This window comes from Ensifer sp. SSB1 (assembly GCF_016652895.1).
Classification (GTDB): Bacteria; Pseudomonadota; Alphaproteobacteria; order Rhizobiales; family Rhizobiaceae; genus Ensifer.
On sequence record NZ_JAEPRP010000021.1, the window covers coordinates 32,825 to 49,315 of the forward strand.

General features: G+C 65.0%; 14 protein-coding genes and 1 riboswitch. Of the genes, 7 read left to right on the forward strand and 7 right to left on the reverse strand.

All coding sequences use genetic code 11. The annotated features are described in order from the left end of the window. The 4 genes from I8N66_RS07780 to I8N66_RS07795 all read left to right on the forward strand — a co-directional run. Window positions 1–754: ATP-binding protein (locus I8N66_RS07780; RefSeq protein ID WP_291151771.1), on the forward strand; the 754-nt coding region annotated here is incomplete at its 5' end. A 3-nt stretch (window positions 755–757) separates the two neighbouring features. Continuing rightward, window positions 758–2,122, forward strand: coding sequence for a sigma-54 dependent transcriptional regulator (locus I8N66_RS07785; RefSeq protein ID WP_291151773.1), 1,365 nt, complete (start codon window positions 758–760; stop codon window positions 2,120–2,122). Between the two features lie 97 nt (window positions 2,123–2,219). Then, window positions 2,220–2,348, forward strand: a riboswitch (TPP riboswitch). Window positions 2,349–2,437: 89 nt separating this feature from the next. Further along, entirely contained in the window at window positions 2,438–4,261 is a 1,824-nt protein-coding gene (gene thiC / locus I8N66_RS07790) for a phosphomethylpyrimidine synthase ThiC (protein WP_291151776.1), read from the forward strand. 483 nt (window positions 4,262–4,744) lie between these two features. Beyond that, complete coding sequence (locus I8N66_RS07795) at window positions 4,745–5,287, forward strand: hypothetical protein (RefSeq protein WP_291151779.1); 543 nt, start codon at window positions 4,745–4,747, stop codon at window positions 5,285–5,287. 169 nt (window positions 5,288–5,456) lie between these two features. Here the strand turns inward: I8N66_RS07795 and I8N66_RS07800 are convergent, their stop codons facing one another. The 3 genes from I8N66_RS07800 to I8N66_RS07810 are packed head-to-tail and all read right to left on the reverse strand — an operon-like array spanning window position 5,457 to window position 9,109. Beyond that, on the reverse strand, window positions 5,457–6,695 hold the full coding sequence (locus I8N66_RS07800; protein WP_291151782.1) for a Zn-dependent hydrolase: 1,239 nt from the start codon (window positions 6,693–6,695) through the stop codon (window positions 5,457–5,459). Between the two features lie 29 nt (window positions 6,696–6,724). After that, window positions 6,725–7,900: a M20 aminoacylase family protein gene (locus tag I8N66_RS07805; protein ID WP_291151785.1), complete on the reverse strand. Its 1,176-nt coding sequence runs from the start codon at window positions 7,898–7,900 to the stop codon at window positions 6,725–6,727. Between the two features lie 3 nt (window positions 7,901–7,903). Continuing rightward, window positions 7,904–9,109 carry a diaminopropionate ammonia-lyase gene (locus I8N66_RS07810; protein WP_291151788.1) on the reverse strand — a complete coding sequence of 402 codons (1,206 nt, stop codon included), beginning with the start codon at window positions 9,107–9,109 and terminating at the stop codon, window positions 7,904–7,906. Window positions 9,110–9,267: 158 nt separating this feature from the next. Here I8N66_RS07810 and I8N66_RS07815 point away from each other — a divergent pair, with 158 nt between their 5' ends. After that, the gene (locus tag I8N66_RS07815) at window positions 9,268–9,762 is read left to right on the forward strand and encodes an Lrp/AsnC family transcriptional regulator (protein ID WP_291151791.1); all 495 of its coding nucleotides are present in this window, start codon (window positions 9,268–9,270) and stop codon (window positions 9,760–9,762) included. Between the two features lie 9 nt (window positions 9,763–9,771). Here I8N66_RS07815 and I8N66_RS07820 read toward each other — a convergent pair whose 3' ends face one another. Together I8N66_RS07820 and I8N66_RS07825 are read right to left on the reverse strand one after the other, a co-directional pair. Then, window positions 9,772–10,575, reverse strand: a complete 804-nt coding sequence (locus I8N66_RS07820) for a zf-HC2 domain-containing protein (protein WP_291151794.1) — start codon at window positions 10,573–10,575, stop codon at window positions 9,772–9,774. Next, window positions 10,572–11,114 (reverse strand): RNA polymerase sigma factor, encoded by a 543-nt coding sequence (locus I8N66_RS07825; protein ID WP_291151797.1) that lies wholly within the window; start codon window positions 11,112–11,114, stop codon window positions 10,572–10,574. Before I8N66_RS07825 ends, I8N66_RS07820 begins: the two co-directional genes overlap by 4 nt. A gap of 158 nt (window positions 11,115–11,272) precedes the next feature. On the opposite strand from I8N66_RS07825, the gene I8N66_RS07830 reads away from it, so the two are divergent. Then, window positions 11,273–12,658 carry a S8 family serine peptidase gene (locus I8N66_RS07830; RefSeq protein ID WP_291151799.1) on the forward strand — a complete coding sequence of 462 codons (1,386 nt, stop codon included), beginning with the start codon at window positions 11,273–11,275 and terminating at the stop codon, window positions 12,656–12,658. A 279-nt stretch (window positions 12,659–12,937) separates the two neighbouring features. Here the strand turns inward: I8N66_RS07830 and I8N66_RS07835 are convergent, their stop codons facing one another. Next, window positions 12,938–14,110: a glycerate kinase gene (locus I8N66_RS07835; RefSeq protein WP_291151803.1), complete on the reverse strand. Its 1,173-nt coding sequence runs from the start codon at window positions 14,108–14,110 to the stop codon at window positions 12,938–12,940. Between the two features lie 172 nt (window positions 14,111–14,282). After that, a complete protein-coding gene (locus tag I8N66_RS07840; protein WP_291151806.1) occupies window positions 14,283–15,761 on the reverse strand; it encodes an SLC13 family permease in 1,479 nt (492 codons plus the stop codon). A 247-nt stretch (window positions 15,762–16,008) separates the two neighbouring features. On the opposite strand from I8N66_RS07840, the gene I8N66_RS07845 reads away from it, so the two are divergent. Further along, a complete protein-coding gene (locus I8N66_RS07845) occupies window positions 16,009–16,458 on the forward strand; it encodes a pyridoxamine 5'-phosphate oxidase family protein (RefSeq protein ID WP_113538398.1) in 450 nt (149 codons plus the stop codon). Window positions 16,459–16,491 lie beyond the last annotated feature (33 nt).

The window sequence follows — 16,491 nt, forward strand, 5'->3', positions numbered from 1 at the left end:
TCGCGATCATCTGGAAACGGAGATCGCCGACCACCGGCGCACCGGAGAGAAGCTCCAGGCGGTGCAGCAGGAGCTGGTACAGGCGAACCGGCTGGCGATCCTCGGCCAGGTGGCAGCCGGCGTCGCCCACGAAATCAACCAGCCGGTTGCGACCATCCGCGCCTACGCCGACAATGCCCGTATCTTCCTCGACCGGGGCCAGCAGCAAACGGCGGTGGAGAACCTCGCCAGCATAGCCGAACTCACCGAAAGGGTCGGCGCCATCACCGACGAGCTGCGCAGCTTTGCCCGCAAGGGCCGCTTCGTCGCCGAACCGACCCCCATGCGCGAGGTGATCGAGGGCGCGCTGATGCTGCTGCGCAGCCGCTTTGCCGGCCGCATGGATGCGATCGTCATCGACCTGCCGGAAAACGGACTCAGCGTTTACGGCAGCCGCATCCGCCTCGAACAGGTGCTGATCAATTTGCTGCAAAATGCGCTGGAAGCGCTGGGTACGCGCGGCGATGCCGAGATCCGCGTGCACTGCGCGGACGGACCCTCCGGCACCGTTTCGCTTGTTGTTGCCGACAACGGCCCCGGCATTCCCCAGCATATCCGCGAGGATCTGTTCACGCCGTTCAATACTTCCAAAGATGAAGGGCTCGGCCTTGGCCTTGCCATCTCCAAGGAGATCGTCGCCGATTATGGCGGCGAGATCGCCGTCGAAACCAGCGACAAGGGCACCGTCTTCACGGTTCGCCTGAAGAGGGCCTGAGCAATGCAGCCGACCGTCTATCTCGTCGACGACGACAACCACCTGCGCAAGGCGATGACGCAGACGCTGGAGCTCGCCAACCTTACCGTCGCCTCGTTTGCCAGCGCCGCCGAAGCGCTGGAGACGCTCGACGCAAATTTCGACGGCATCGTCGTCAGCGATATCCGCATGCCGGGCATCGACGGCTTGGCGTTCTATCGGCGCATCGCGGCCTTCGACGCGGACCTGCCCGTAATCCTGGTCACCGGCCATGGCGATATTCCGATGGCGGTGCAGGCCCTGCAGGACGGCGTCTACGACTTCATCCCAAAACCCTTTGCCGCCGACCGGCTGGTGCAGAGCGTGCGACGTGCACTCGAAAAGCGAAAGCTCGTCATGGAAAACCGCGCGCTGAAACGGGCCGCGGAGGCAGCCGGAGACAGCCTGCCGCTGATCGGCCAGACGCCAGTCATGGAACGCTTGCGCCAGACGATTCGGCACATCGCCGATACCGATGTGGACGTGCTGGTCGCCGGCGAAACCGGCAGCGGCAAGGAAGTGGTCGCGACCCTGCTCCACAACTGGAGCCGGCGCCGCAACGGCAACTTCGTGGCGCTGAATTGCGGGGCGCTGCCGGAAACGGTGATCGAAAGCGAACTCTTCGGCCACGAACAGGGCGCCTTTACCGGCGCCTTGAAGAAGCGCATCGGCCGGATAGAGCATGCGAACGGCGGTACGTTGTTTCTCGACGAGATCGAGGCGATGCCGCCGGCAACGCAGGTGAAGATGCTGCGTGTTTTGGAAGCGCGCGAGATCACGCCACTCGGCACCAACCAGGTGCGACGGGTCGATATCCGCGTCATCGCTGCTGCCAAGATCGATCTCGGCAATCCGGTTGAGCGCGGCGATTTCCGAGAAGATCTCTACTTCAGATTGAATGTCGTGACGCTATCGATCCCGCCTCTGCGCGAACGCCGCGACGATATCCCGCTGCTGTTCTCGCACTTCCTGACCCGGGCAGCCGAGCGCTTCAGGCGCGACGTACCCATGATCTCGCCGGCTGCGCAACAGCACCTGATGACCCATGCCTGGCCCGGCAATGTGCGCGAACTCTCGCACTTTGCCGAACGGGTGGCGCTTGGTGTCGAAGGCCCACTCGGACAAGCGATTGCGCCTGCCAAACAGCCGGGATTTGCGCTACCCGAACGGCTCGAACGCTATGAGGCGGAAATCCTGAAGGAGGCGCTGCGCACCCAGCGTGGCGACGTCAAGGCGACGATCGAAGCGCTCGGAATTCCGCGCAAGACCTTCTACGACAAGCTCCAGCGCCATGGTATCAACCGCGCCGACTACGCTGAGCGGTCGGCACCGGATAAGGCCGACCGCTAGCGCCAAACTCACTTCCGCAAACACACGTATTAGGTGCATCTTCATCGACAGGCGAATTCGCGCTTGACGTCCCGGGCCGATCAATGGCTATGATCTAGGCATTCACCAGGGGGGTCCCGCAAGGGGCTGAGATTCTGCTGGATGGTCGGCTTGCCGGCTATAGCGCAGTGACCCGTTGAACCTGATCCAGTTCATACTGGCGTAGGGACGGTGCAGATATCGAAGCCAGGATTCCGTGCGTCCAGCATCTGGCGGAGCGTCTTTCATCTTTCCGGCATCAGAACTGGGTCTCCAATCGCAACTTGGAGCCTCGTCATGAATATTGCCACCAAACCTACTCCCCTCTCGGTCACGCAAGGCCCGCTTCCCGCCTCCCGCAAGATCCACAAGCCGGGCATCCTTCACCCGGATATCCGCGTACCGATGCGCGAGATCGCGCTGCACCCGACCTCGGGCGAGCCGCCGGTCACGGTCTATGATTCCTCCGGCGACTACACAGCCGACGACGCCGAGATCCGCATCGAGGACGGTCTGCCGCGGCTCCGCCGCAACTGGATCGTCGACCGCGGCGATGTGGAAACCTATGAGGGACGCACCGTCCGCCCGGAGGACAACGGCTTTGTGAGCGGAGACCGGCTGACGCCGACCTTCCCGTTCCAGCACGCACCGCTGAAGGCAACGGCTGGCCGCGCAGTGACCCAGCTTGCCTATGCCCGCGCCGGCATCATCACGCCCGAAATGGAGTTCGTCGCCATCCGCGAAAATCTCGGCCGCGAGGCGGCGCGGGCGAAGGTCCGCGACGGCGAGAGCTTCGGCGCCCACATCCCCGACCATGTAACGCCGGAATTCGTTCGCCAGGAAATTGCCAGCGGCCGGGCGATCCTGCCCGCCAACATCAACCACCCGGAATCCGAACCGATGATCATCGGACGGAACTTCCTGGTGAAAATCAATGCCAATATCGGCAACTCCGCCGTCACCTCGTCTATGGCCGAAGAGGTCGAGAAGATGGTCTGGGCGACCCGCTGGGGCGCCGACACGGTCATGGACCTCTCGACCGGCCGCAACATCCACAACATCCGCGAATGGATCATCCGGAATTCACCGGTTCCGATCGGCACCGTGCCACTTTACCAGGCTCTGGAAAAGGTCAACGGCATTGCCGAGAACCTCACCTGGGAAGTCTATCGCGACACATTGATCGAGCAGGCCGAACAGGGCGTCGACTACTTCACCATCCATGCCGGCGTCCGCCTGCATTACATCCCGCTCACCGTCGATCGCGTCACCGGCATCGTTTCGCGCGGCGGCTCGATCATGGCCAAGTGGTGTCTGCACCACCACCGCGAAAGCTTCCTCTACGAGCATTTCGAGGAGATCTGCGACATCTGCCGCGCCTATGACGTCTCCTTCTCGCTCGGCGACGGCCTGCGCCCGGGCTCGATCGCCGACGCCAACGACGCCGCGCAATTCGCCGAACTCGAAACGCTGGGCGAACTTACAAAGATCGCCTGGGCCAAGGATTGTCAGGTGATGATCGAAGGCCCCGGTCACGTCCCGATGCACAAGATCAAGGAGAACATGGACAAGCAGCTCACCGTTTGCGGCGAAGCGCCGTTCTACACGCTCGGACCGCTGACGACGGACATCGCACCGGGCTACGACCACATCACCTCGGGCATCGGCGCGGCCATGATTGGCTGGTTCGGCACCGCCATGCTCTGCTACGTCACGCCGAAGGAGCATCTCGGCCTGCCCGACCGAAATGACGTCAAGGTGGGTGTCATTACCTACAAGATCGCCGCCCACGCCGCCGACCTCGCCAAGGGCCATCCGGCCGCTCAGGTGCGCGACGACGCGCTCTCGCGCGCCCGCTTCGAGTTCCGCTGGGAGGACCAGTTCAACCTCTCTCTCGACCCGGAGACGGCCCGCAACTTCCACGACGAGACCCTGCCGAAGGAGGCGCACAAGGTCGCGCATTTCTGCTCGATGTGCGGCCCGAAATTCTGCTCCATGCGGATCTCGCACGACATCCGGGCCGAGGCGCAGAAGGAAGGGCTGGAGGCAATGGCGGCGAAATACCGCGAAGGCGGCGACCTCTACATGCCGGTGGAAGGGGCGGCTGGCGCGGCCGAGTAGACGCAAAGACACGCTGAAGGGGCCAGTCACGGCCCCTTCAGTTCGCGCAGGACTTCCGTCCAGCGCCCCAGAGGCGGAAGCGGTGATCGCCAACGGACTCCTTCGCCGTCATGCTCGGGAGGGGCGAGCGTGCACCTTCCGCTCGATCCCATCGAGAAGCACGCTGGCATCGGCAAAGGTCATGCGGCTCCATATGTTCGCGCAGATTGTGGCCGACGCCTTCACGGCGGGCTAGGAAGATCGCCGCTGTGGGGCTGGCGACCATCTGCGCGTTGTGGTCGCCGCCATGGGCCCCGCACCCTGCGCACCACTTCACCCGTCACCCGTCACCCGAATAACTTGTCCCCGCGTCGATTGAGCGGTATGCAAAGTTCACGCGAAAGTCGCTGTCGGCGAAATTCATTCGCAATGAATTGCCGTCTCTGCCGCGCAGAAGGTCTTGCAAAACGGCGCAAGTACGCCGTTCGCACAAGGAGTAAAGACTTGAGGTCACGCCTGCTGAGACTGACGGCTCTGACGATGGGAGCCCTTGCACTCGCCGGTGGCCTCCCGCGCGACGGGCGTTTTGCCGCGGGCTTTTCCTGGATTTCCGCCGCCCATGCGGACGACGCCGATGTCGACGGCGGGAATGGCGAAGGTGCTCCGGGCGGCAGCGACCAAGGCGGCGAAAACATCGGGAGCGGCGGCACCGAGGGTGGCGGCGATGGGGGTGGCGGCGATTGGGGCTCCGGCGATGGTAGCGGCGCGGGCGAAGGACCCGGCGGGACCGGTGCAGGCGGCGGCGGTGGCGCCATCGACGGGGTTGGCGTCTTTGACGGAGATAGCGAGCGCCACTCATCCTCTTCGCGCGACGGGCGGGATTATGGACCAACCGGCAGCGCATGGCACGGCGGCAGCAGTTTCCTCAACCTTTTCCGCCGGACGCCCGAAGGGCCTATCGAGGGGAACCGGCCAGAGTCTTCCCCCGGGCAGAAGAGCGATACGGGATCCAGCAAAAGCGCAGGTCACACGAAAAGAGAGCCTTGAAGAGACGTCTGCTTCGTCACGACGAAGGGTGACGTGACGTGCGCAGTTTATCGCGGACGCAGAAACGCCTGTGTCTGGATGCCCGGGCCAAGCCCGAGCATGACGGCGCAGAGGGAGGCGCGATATCGATCCCGTTCAATCAACGAACGCGCAGAGTCCCTATCCCCCTCTAGCGACCACTCACCATCCACTCGACCACATCGAGGAGCACGTTGGCGCCGGCGACGAGCTCATCCGGCTCCGTGTGTTCACGCGGATTGTGGCTGATGCCATCGCGGCTCGGAACGAAGATCATCGCCGTCGGCGCAATGCGGGCGATCATCTGGGCGTCGTGGCCGGCGCCCGAGGTCATGCGCCGGCTATTGAGGCCTCGCGCGCTGGCCGAAGCCTCGATCGTCGCGACGATGCCCTGATCGAAAGCCACCGGCTGGAAGCGTGCAAGCCGCTCGACCGAGATCTGGACACCCTCTTCCGCGCCGATACGCGCGAGAAAGTCCGACAGCGCCGCTTCGAGCACCAGCAGTCGTTCCTCGTCCGGATCGCGCAGATCGACCGTGAAGACGGCACGCGACGGGATGACGTTGATCGCGTCGGGCTCGAAACGCATGGTGCCGATGGTCGCCACGCTCGGCGCGTTCGAGCGGGCGATATGCTCGCGCAGGAAGAGACTGACGCGGGCGGCGGCGAGACCGGCGTCGGAGCGCATCGCCATCGGTGTCGTGCCGGCATGGTTGGCGACACCATCGATCGTCACGCGCTGCCAGGAAATACCCTGCAGGTTCTCGACGGCACCGATTGCAAAGCCCTCGCGCTGCAGCACCGGCCCCTGCTCGATATGGAGCTCGACATAGGCGTGGGGCTTGAGGAAACCCGGCTCGACATTGCCGGCATAGCGAATCCGCTCGAGTTCCTCGCCCAGCGACGAGCCATCCGTGCCGATGGTCGCGAGCGCCGGCTCCAGCGGCAGGCCGCCGACATAGACGAGCGAGCCGAGCATGTCGGGCGCAAAACGCACGCCCTCCTCGTTGGTGAAGGCGGCAACGACGATCGGCCGCGTCGGCGACACGCCACGCTCCTTCAGCGTCTCGATCACTTCGAGCGCGGCAAGCACGCCGTAACATCCGTCATAGATGCCGGCATTGATGACCGTGTCGATGTGCGAGCCGAGCATGACCGGCGCTTCGCCGCTATTGCCCTCGTCGCGCCAGATGCCGAAGATGTTGCCGATGCGGTCGACCGCAGCGTCGAGTCCTGCCGCCTCGATCCAGGCGATGAGGCGATCGCGACCGGCCTTGTCGTTGTCGGAGCCGGCCAGCCGGGTCAATCGGCCCTCAGCATCGCGACCAAGTTCGCCAAGCTCGCGGATGCGCCCGATCAGGCGCGCAGCATTGATGGAAGGAAATGGCATCTCTGTCCTGTTTTCATGCGGATTTCTGTTCATGACAGGGCGTCGGCTGGCGCCAGTCTCTGCCGGATAATCTCGGCGTGGTAGCGCGCGCCGAAGATCAGGGCATCGTCGTTGAAGTCGTAACGCGGATTGTGCAGCGGCGCCGACGCCTCGCCGTTGCCGATGAAGACGAAGCAGCCCGGCACGTGCTCGAGGAAGCGCGCGAAATCCTCCGAGCCGGTCATCGGCTCGGCGGCCGTTGCGACATTCCCGGTGCCGAACACCGCTTCAGCCGCGGCAAAGGCGTGGCCGGTCAAGGCCGGGTCGTTGATCAGCGGCACGAACTCGCGCGTATAGTTGACCTCGACCTCGCAGCCATAAGCATCCGCCGTACCTCTGGCGATCACGCGCATCTCCGCCTCGATTCTGGCGCTGACCTCCGGGCGGAAGCTGCGGGCGTCACCGAGGATGCGGGCGAGACCGGGCAGCGCGTTGCGCGTGCCGTCGGTCAAAAGCTCGGTGACCGAGACGACACCGATATCCGTCGGCGACAGGCGGCGCGAGACGATCGTCTGCAGATTGACGACGGTGGCACAGGCGGCGACCAGCGTCTCGTTGCCCCAGTGCGGCCGCGCCGCGTGCCCGCCAACGCCTTTGAGCACGATTTCGAAATTGTCCTCCGCCGACATAATCGCGCCGACGCGGGTCTCAAAGCGGCCGATCGGCAGCCCCGGCATGTTGTGCAGGCCGTAGATTTCGTCGAAGGGAAAGCGTTCCATCAGCCCGTCGTCGAGCATCGCGAGCGCGCCCTTGCCCCACTCCTCGGCCGGCTGGAAGATGAAGCACGCGGTACCATCGAAGCCGCCGTCTTCGGCAAGCATCTTGGCGGCGCCGAGCAGCATGGCCGTGTGACCGTCATGGCCACAGGCATGCATGGTGCCGGGCTTTCTCGAGCGGTAGGGCAACTCTCCCTGTTCCGGTATCCTGAGCGCATCCATGTCGGCCCGGAGCGCGATGGCGCGGTTGCCGCTGCCACGTTTCAGCCGGCCGACGACACCGGTGCCGCCGACGCCCTCCACCACCTCGTCGAGCCCGAATTCCCTGAGCTTTGCGGCGACGAAGGATGAGGTGCGCTGTTCCTCGAAGCCGAATTCCGGGTGCGCATGCAGGTCGCGGCGCCAAGCCGTCATCTCCGCGACAAGCCGGTCAAAATCCATTTCCACCATGGCTCACCCTCTCTCGTTCGATGCGTTGGCGACGGTCTCGGGCGACAAACCGACCAGGGCGGCATAGCGCTCGGGGTCCGTTGCCCCCTCGGTATTGATGACGAAGGCGCGCGACTGGGCCGTCAATCCGAGCGCCTCCCGGAGCGACGGATCCCGGGCAACGGCCAGCAGCCCGGCGAGGCCGACGCCGCCGCTTTCGCCGGACACGATCGCCGGATCAGGTCCTGCAGGCCGCGCCAGCCGGTTCATCACCGAAACGGCATCCTCCTCGTCGACGGTCATGAAGGCATCGGCGACACGGGACAGGATACGCCAGGCGACGACCGACGGCTCGTAGCATTCGAGCATGGCCATGATCGTCGCCTCGCCATGCGCCACCTTGACGGGACGTCCGGCCCTGGCGCTTTCGTAGAGGCACGCGGCGCGCGCCGGATCGACGACGACGAAACGCGGACGCTCCGCGCCATAACGCAGTGCCAGATGCCCCGCGGTGGCGGCGGCAATGCCGCCGACGCCCGCCTGCACGAACACATGGGTCGGCGGCTCTTCCATCTGCCGCAACGCCTCGCTCAACAGCGCCGTGTAGCCCTGCATCACCAAGCCGGGAATGTATTCGTAGCCGGGCCATGTCGTGTCCGACACGACGGTCCAGCCATTTTCGTCACAGACCCGCGCGGCCTCGCGGACGGAATCGTCATAGGTGCCGGCAACGCGGACAATCTCGGCGCCATAGGCCGCGATCGCCTCGATGCGCATCTCGCTGACACCCGCATGCACGAAGATCACCGATTTGGCGCCGACCAGTCGGGCGCCCATGGCGACCGAGCGGCCGTGATTGCCATCGGTGGCGCAGCCGAAGGTCAGGGCGGCGGCAATTGCCCGAACCTCTGGCCGCTCCAGATCGTCGAGATCGATGTTGCGCCCGAGACGCCGCTCCGCCTCCTCGATCACCAGCCGGATCACCGCGTAGGAGCCACCAAGCGCCTTGAAGCTGCCAAGCCCCAGGCGGTGGCCCTCGTCCTTGACGAAGACGCCGGCAATGCCGAGCTCTCCCGCCAAAGCCGGCAAGGCATGTAGCGGCGTTGGCCGATGGTCGGGGCGGCGGGCAAGCTGCTGCTCGACATTAGCGGCGGCCGTCAGCGACAGCATGTCCGCATCCGCGGTCAGCAGGGGGTGGCCGAAATCGGCGTGAGTGTTGGCAAGGAACATGGTGCAATCTCCGTAGGCTGGCGAATATCTATTTCATCCCAGCCGAGAAATGCGCTCTAAATGCCCCGCGCGAATGCAAGTTTGTAAAGTTAATCGATGCGCAGACGCGTGGTGTTCCGCTCGCGGCCGCTGCAAAGGCATGAACCGAAAGGCACCGGATGGCCCCCTCCAAAAGACCAAAGGTCGAACTGGATCGTTTCGACCTCGCGATCCTCGCCATCCTGCAGAAGGACAACACAACGCCGCAGCGCCAGATCGGCGAAGCGGTCAATCTCTCCGCACCCGCCGTCCAGCGACGGATCAAGCGCATGGAGGAAACCGGCGTCATCCGCGCCAATGTCGCGCTGATCGACCCGGTCAGCGTCAACCAGGCGCTGACGATCCTGGTGGAGGTGGAGGTCGAAAGCGAGCAGATCGCCCTGCTCGATGCGGCGAAGGCGGCCTTCACCGCAGCACCCGAGGTGCAGCAATGCTACTATGTTACCGGCGACGTCGATTTCATGCTCGTCGTCATCGTGCCGACCATGGCCGAATACGAAGCCTTCACGCGGCGCATGTTCTTCGGCAATCCGAACATCAAGCGGTTCCGCACTTTCGTGACCATGGATCCGGTCAAGGTCAGCCTATCGGTACCGATTGAAGCATCACGCTGAGATGCGTGCTTACTTCGCGGCGAGCGCTTTCTTCTCTGCCTCCGCATCGAGCGGCTGCCCGGCACCAACCGAGGTCAGAAAGGCGTCAACGGTTTCGAGCGACGAGGCGGGCGCGTATCCGTCTCCGCCTTCCGGCTTGGCGACGGCCAGCCGCGTCTGCCAGATCGACGCCTTCCGGCATGCCACGGAGACGAGGCCGGGCTGGCCGGGTTGCGTGAGTTCGTATTCGCGGCAGAGCTGCCCGCCGGCGAGTTCGAATGCCGATACCAGACGCACCGTCCCCTGCCCCTCCCCAACAGCGACTTCTTCGCCTGAAGCCGCGTGGTCGAGGATGGCAGAGAGCGCCGGGTCGACAGAGCCAGCCACATGGACGGCCCCGGTATCCGCCAGCCCACCACCGCGAAGCAGGTAACCGCCGGCACCACCGACGACAACGAGCAGCGAAGCGGCGAGCGCCATCAGAAGCCTTGAGACATGGCGCTGCGGCGCTGTTGCGTGATCGGCTGACCGACGAAACGCCACGACGTTTTCAGCACCGGGTGACGGCACGTCAATGGCGCGCTGGGCGTTCGCCGCCGCCGCAGTGGCAGCCATGGCTCGCACCTTTTGCACCAGTTCGTCCGGCACCGGCTCGGCGAGCACCGGCTTCAACGCTTCGCTTGCGGCCGCCCGCGTCTCCATGAACAGGGCGACGCGCGCCATCAACTCGTCGTCGCTCTCGAGCGCCGCTTCGACACGGCGCGTCGTCTCCTCATCGAGCTCACCATCGGCAAACGCCATCAGGATTTCATCGGTGAATTGCGCGTCGCTCATCTCGTCCCGCCTCTCATATCCTGTGAACGCGCGATCGGCGGTTCTATTCCCGTTGCCTCGGCGAGATTCTTGCGTGCCCGGGCGAGCCTGCTCATGACGGTGCCGATCGGAATGCCGAGCACCTCGGCCGCCTCTCTGTAGGAAAGCTCCTCGACACAGGTAAGCAACAGCACCTCCCGCTGTTCGAGCACAAGGCCGTCAATCGCGGCTGCCACGCTCTTCAGCGCCATGCGTGCTTCCGCACCAGCCTCGCCGGAGGGAACGGCGAGTTCAGCCTGCGCCTCGATCTCCTCGGTCGGTCCGGCGGTTTTCTGGCGGCGGAGCTGGTCGATCCAGAGGTTGCGCAGGATGCGGAACATCCAGGCGTCGAAGCGCGTGCCTTCCTCGAACCGTTCGGAGCCGGCAAGCGCCTTTTCGCAAGCCGCCTGCACCAGATCGTCGGCGACGTCGCGCGAGCGGCAAAGCGATATGGCGAAGCGGCGCAGGTTCGGCAGGAACGCGACGAGGCGCTCGCCGAAGGCGATGGTCGGATCCGTCATGGGGCGTTCCTTTCGGCGCTGCGCGTCACCCATGGGGGAATAATTTGTTGATTCATCCGTTGAGCGATATGTGAAGCACACGCGAAAGTCACCATCGATGGTCCTTTCGTTCACGGTAAGCTGACGTCTTCGGATGCCGTCGAAATGAGGAGAGAACCTTGAAAAGACGCTTCCTTCGAGTGACCGCCCTGTCGTGGTGCGGCCTGGCAACGGGCGTCGGCGACCTCTCCCACCTTGGCGGTAACGGCGATGCCGGCGCGCGTTTTCCCTGGGTCAGCGCGGCCCAGGCGGACGACGACGATGGTGGTGGCGATGATGACGATGGCGGCGGTGGCGGATCGTCCCGCAGTTCCAACGATCGCGGCTCGGGTGGCGCCTGGCGCGGCGGCGGCAATATCTTCGACCTCTTCCGCCGCGCCCCGGAAAAGCGCACCGAGCGGCGTCGGCCACCCGCCCGCCGCCCAACCCACGCGCCGAGCGAGATCATCGCCCTCGGCCTGAACGAGCCCGCCGTCCAAAGCCTCATCACCAATGGTTTCACGCTGCATGCACGGGCGCCGCTGGCTCTCTCCGCCAACGAGATCGTCAAGCTCGGCGTGCCCGGGGGCATGGCGCTTGAGGACGCGCGCCGCCAGGTGGCCGAAGCGTCTCCCGGTGCGATTGCGGATATCAATCACTATTTCGAGCCGAACGAGAGTACCGCCCCCTGTGCCGACGGTGGCTGCGCCCTCGTTCGCGGCGCCATCGGTTGGCCGGATACCAACGCGGCCTGCATCGCCGCGGGTCCGATCGGGCTGATCGACACGGCCATCAACCCCGCGCATCCCTCGCTCAAGGACGTCAACCTCGACATCGTCACGCTGGCGGGAGAGGAGGCGCCGACGTCCGGTCGCCAGCACGGCACCGCGGTCGCGGCACTCATCGCCGGCCGCCGGGACAGCCGCGCGCCTGGCCTGCTCAGCAATGCGCATCTGATTGCCGTCGACGCCTTCCAGCGGCGGGGCGGCGAGACGGACATCGCCGAGACCTACGATCTCGTGCGCGCCATCGACCTTCTGGCGTCGCGCGATGTCACAGTCATCAACATGAGCCTCTCCGGTCCACACAACCTGCTGCTCGAAAGGACTGTCGCGCTCGTCGCCGAAAAGAACATCATCCAGGTGGCGGCGGCCGGCAACGATGGTCCGCGGGCAAAACCCGTCTATCCCGCCGCCTATCCGGCGATGATAGCGGTCACCGCCGTCGACCGCAACTTCAAGCCCTACCGTCGCGCCGGGCGCGGCGACCATATCGATGTCGCGGCGCTCGGCACCAGCGTCTGGACCGCGGCGTCGATCGAGGGGGCAGCTCCCCGAACCGGCACGTCCTTTGCGGCTCCCTTCGTCACGGCTGCCGTTGCCATCCTGCGGGCATCGCATCCAAACCTGTCGGCGGAAGAAGTCGCAAAGCTCGTCACGGAAACGACGCAGGACCTCGGCGCGCCGGGCAAGGATCCCGTGTTCGGCTGGGGCGTTCTCGACGCCCGTGAGCTCTGCCGCTCGTAGCAACGGCAAGCACCGTCGAGCGAGCGGCACCGAACTACGGCTTTTGCCAGTCCATGATCAGAAACGAGGGACCCTTCGAAAGAGGTCCCTCTGTTCTGGGTCGCCGCCACGCGGTAGCGGTTCGTCGAAATAGCGGAACTGCAGGCCCGCTCCCAGCAACAGCGACATGTAGGTGCTGAGCGGCCGGTGCCAACCCTGGCGATTGCATGACGGTAGCCGCCGCGCGGCTCCGGCGGGAGGCGGCAGCGCCGCCGTCCCGCCAGGGCTGTGGCCGCTTCGTCAGGCGGCAAGTCCACGTTCGTTCAGGAGCATGCCGACGCGCACCATGCGTACAGCGTCTTCCGCGGCGCGCACCAGCAGTTTGGGTGCTGCGTTGATGGCGTCGTCGAGAGTGCATGGCGCCTTGACGATCGAGGCGAAGGCATCGATGCCGTGGTCGAAGTTGAGGGTCACGCCCTTGCCGATCGTGCCGGCAAGCGCGATGACCGGGCGCCCCGCCTCCTTGGCCCTATGGCCGACCTCGGCCGGCACTTTGCCGAACGGCGTCTGACCGTCGAGGCTGCCTTCGGCGGTGATCACCAGATCGGCCTTGCCGATCATGCTGTCGAGATCAAGGTAGCGCATGACGATGTCGTAGCGCGGATGCAGCGCGCCGCCGAGCAGGCCCATCACAGCCGCACCGAGCCCACCGGATGCGCCGGCACCCGGTGCGTTGCCGACAACAATGCCGGTCGTCGCCTCGATGGCGGCAGCATAGGTTTCCATCGCTGCCGCGAGCAACTCGACCTGTTCCGGCGTCGCCCCTTTCTGTGGCCCGAAGACGCGAGCGACGCCGCGTTCGCCGAGCAGCACATTGTGCCAGTTGACAGCCGCGTCGATGCAAACCTCGGCAAGACGCGGATCGCGACCGGACATATCGATGCGCGCGAGCGAAGCAAGCGCCGCACCGCCGGGCGCAAGTGGATTGCCCTCGCGGTCGAGCAGTTTCACGCCCAAGGCTGCGGCCATGCCGGCGCCGCCGTCATTGATGCCGCTATCGCCGCAGCCAAGCAGGATGTGGCGGGCACCGGCGTCGAGCGCTGCCCGAACCAATTCACCGACGCCGTAGCTGGTGGTGATGCAGGGATTGCGGCGATCACGCGGCACCAGCCGCAAGCCGGCGGCCGCCGCCATTTCGATGACGGCGGTGCGTTCGGACTGCCCGCCGAGGAAGCCGAAATGCGAGGCGACGGGCTCGCCGAGCGGCCCCGTCACGGTGAGTTCGTGCAGGCTGCCGCCGGTAATCGCGACCAGTGCCTTGGTGAAACCTTCGCCGCCATCGACCATCGGCACCTTGATGACCTCGGCCTTCGGGCAGGCGCGCAACACGCCCTTCTCGATGCAATCGGCGGCTTCCTCCGCCGACAGGCTTTCCTTGAAACCGGAGGGTGCAACCAGAATGGTAAGTGTCATGTGACAGTCTCCTTGCACTTTTGTGACAATGCGGATGCAAGGGAGAAACGCTGTCTCACGGTGTTTATTCCGGGGTGAAATGAGAAATCCGGCGCTTACGGAAAGAAAAACAAGGAGCCGGTGCGAAATTCGCACCGGCTCTTAGGAACGTAACTATATCAATAGATTGCCGTCACACAACGAGACCTATCGCCGGCCAGATCACCAAGGCAAAGAGCGCCAGCAACGCGATGAACGGGAGCGCCAGCATCAGCGCCAACCGGAGCAGATCGGAGGGACTGAAAGCGGGCGGCTCCATGCCCCCGAAGAGCGCGACAGGCTTGGCCGAAACCATCAGCGTCTGGCAGAATCCGCTACCAATGGTTGTCGCCATGATGAGGCATGCAGGGCTGACGCCGAAACCCGCCAGCGGCAGCGCCACAGCTGGAATGAGCACGGTCGCCCGCGCCGTTCGCGAGGCAATGACGATATGGGCAAAGGTCGCGACGGCGATGGCGAGAAGCACCACCAGCCATGCCGGCGGCCTGCCGATCTGGCTAAAGGCGGCGATCAGGCGGTCGGCAAGCTGCGTTGCCGTTCCGGTCGAGAGCAGGGCTTCGCCGATGACGAGCGTGCCGGCAAGAAACAGAAGCAGGTTCCACTCGACCCCTTTCAGCGCTTTGCGGAACGGCATGCCGGAGACCTTTTCCGATGCCAGAACCAGTGCGCCGACTAACGCTACGACCGGTAGCGCGATGCCGTGTAGGTCCGAGGTCGCGAGCGCCGCGACGATGGTCGCGGTGACGGCAAGGTTCATGTTGTCCCGCGCCGAAAACGGACGCCTCTGCGTTGGCGCCGCCGAAACATCGAGACGCGCGTGGCGATCGGTCTCGTCGAGAAAGAAGCGCAGGACCAGGCCGCAGGCAATCAGGCTCGTAAACAGCGCGAAGGGTGCCGCCAGCAGCGCCCAGCCAAGAAAACCCGGTGCCTCGCCGCCGCTGCGACGGATGAAATCGACGGCGACGAGATGCGCGCCGGCACCGGTCAGCGACGCTGCCGCCGAGAGCAAGATTACGGAAGGAAACAGCAGGGCCAGCGCGCGAGTCACGCCGGGGCGGCCAATGGTCGAGGCAAGCCCCAGGAAGACGGGCATGAAGATGGCAGCCCGCGCCGAGGTCGAGGGAATGACGAAGGCGGTCGCAAAGATCGTGAGCGTCACCACCCAGAACAGTCGGCGCACGTCGCGAAACCGGGAAAGCAGCCGGAAGGCCAGCCGCTCGACGAGGCCGGATGCCTGCAGCACCGCCGCGATCACGGATGCCGCCAGCATCAGCCAGACGATGTCGTTGCCGAGCGCGCCGTAAACCGCCTGCTCGTCGACGGCACCGGTGACGGCGAGCACCGCCGCACCGCCAAGCGCGACCGGCGTCTCCGGCAGTTCGAACACCGTCCAGCCGACGAGCGTCGTCGCAAACACCATGAGCGCCAACCGCATCGAAAGCGTCAGCCCATCCGCGGCGAGGAAGATCAGAACGCCGGCAAAAGCCACTAGCATTGCGCCAACGAGAAGGCGTACCTCGCTCACCGGCATGTGACCTTCGATGCGGTCCGTCCCCACGCTCGTCATGGCCACGAGGTCTTGATCCGAAGCGATCACCGGGCTGGCGGTCATGGCTGCGCTCCCTTGTTGGCACCGGGCTTAGGCGCAGCAACCGCGCTGCACGAAGGCCATCGGGCTGATTTCGTGGGAGGGAAAACGGAGCGCCACAGCGTTTATTCCCATGCCAAGGGATTTTCTCGCCGCCCACACCCAAGCGACGGCATCGCCGAAATCGGCAGCACTTGAGCGAGATCAATGCCAGTATGCCTGGTCGGCGGAGACTGATGGTTGGACGATCTCTTTAAAAAAGGAGAGCCACATGTTGATCAGAGAGATGACGCGGCAGGAATGTCTTGACCTTGTCGCTGAGAACCATATCGCCCGGCTGGGCTGCACCAGGGATGGCCAGCCCTATATCGTTCCCATCCAGTACGCCTTGGCAGCCAACCGGCTCTACAGCTTCTCGATGCCCGGACAGAAGATCGACTGGATGCGGGCCAATCCGCGTGTCTGCGTGCAGGTCGACACGGGAACGGACCGGCAGAACTGGCGAAGCGTCGTCATCCACGGCCGCTACCAGGAACTGCCGGATACGAAACAATGGCACCGCGAGCGCATGAACGCCTGGTCTCTGCTCGAACAGCGCATCAACTGGTGGGAGCCGGGGGGCCTGAAGCCAGGCGAGCAACCCGTTGCCGGCACATCCCCGCATCTGTTCTTCGAAATCGAGATCGACGACGTGACCGGACGCGCCGCCTCTGCGGGCTGACGCCGCTCGGCGCGCAGGCAAATGCTGCGCGCC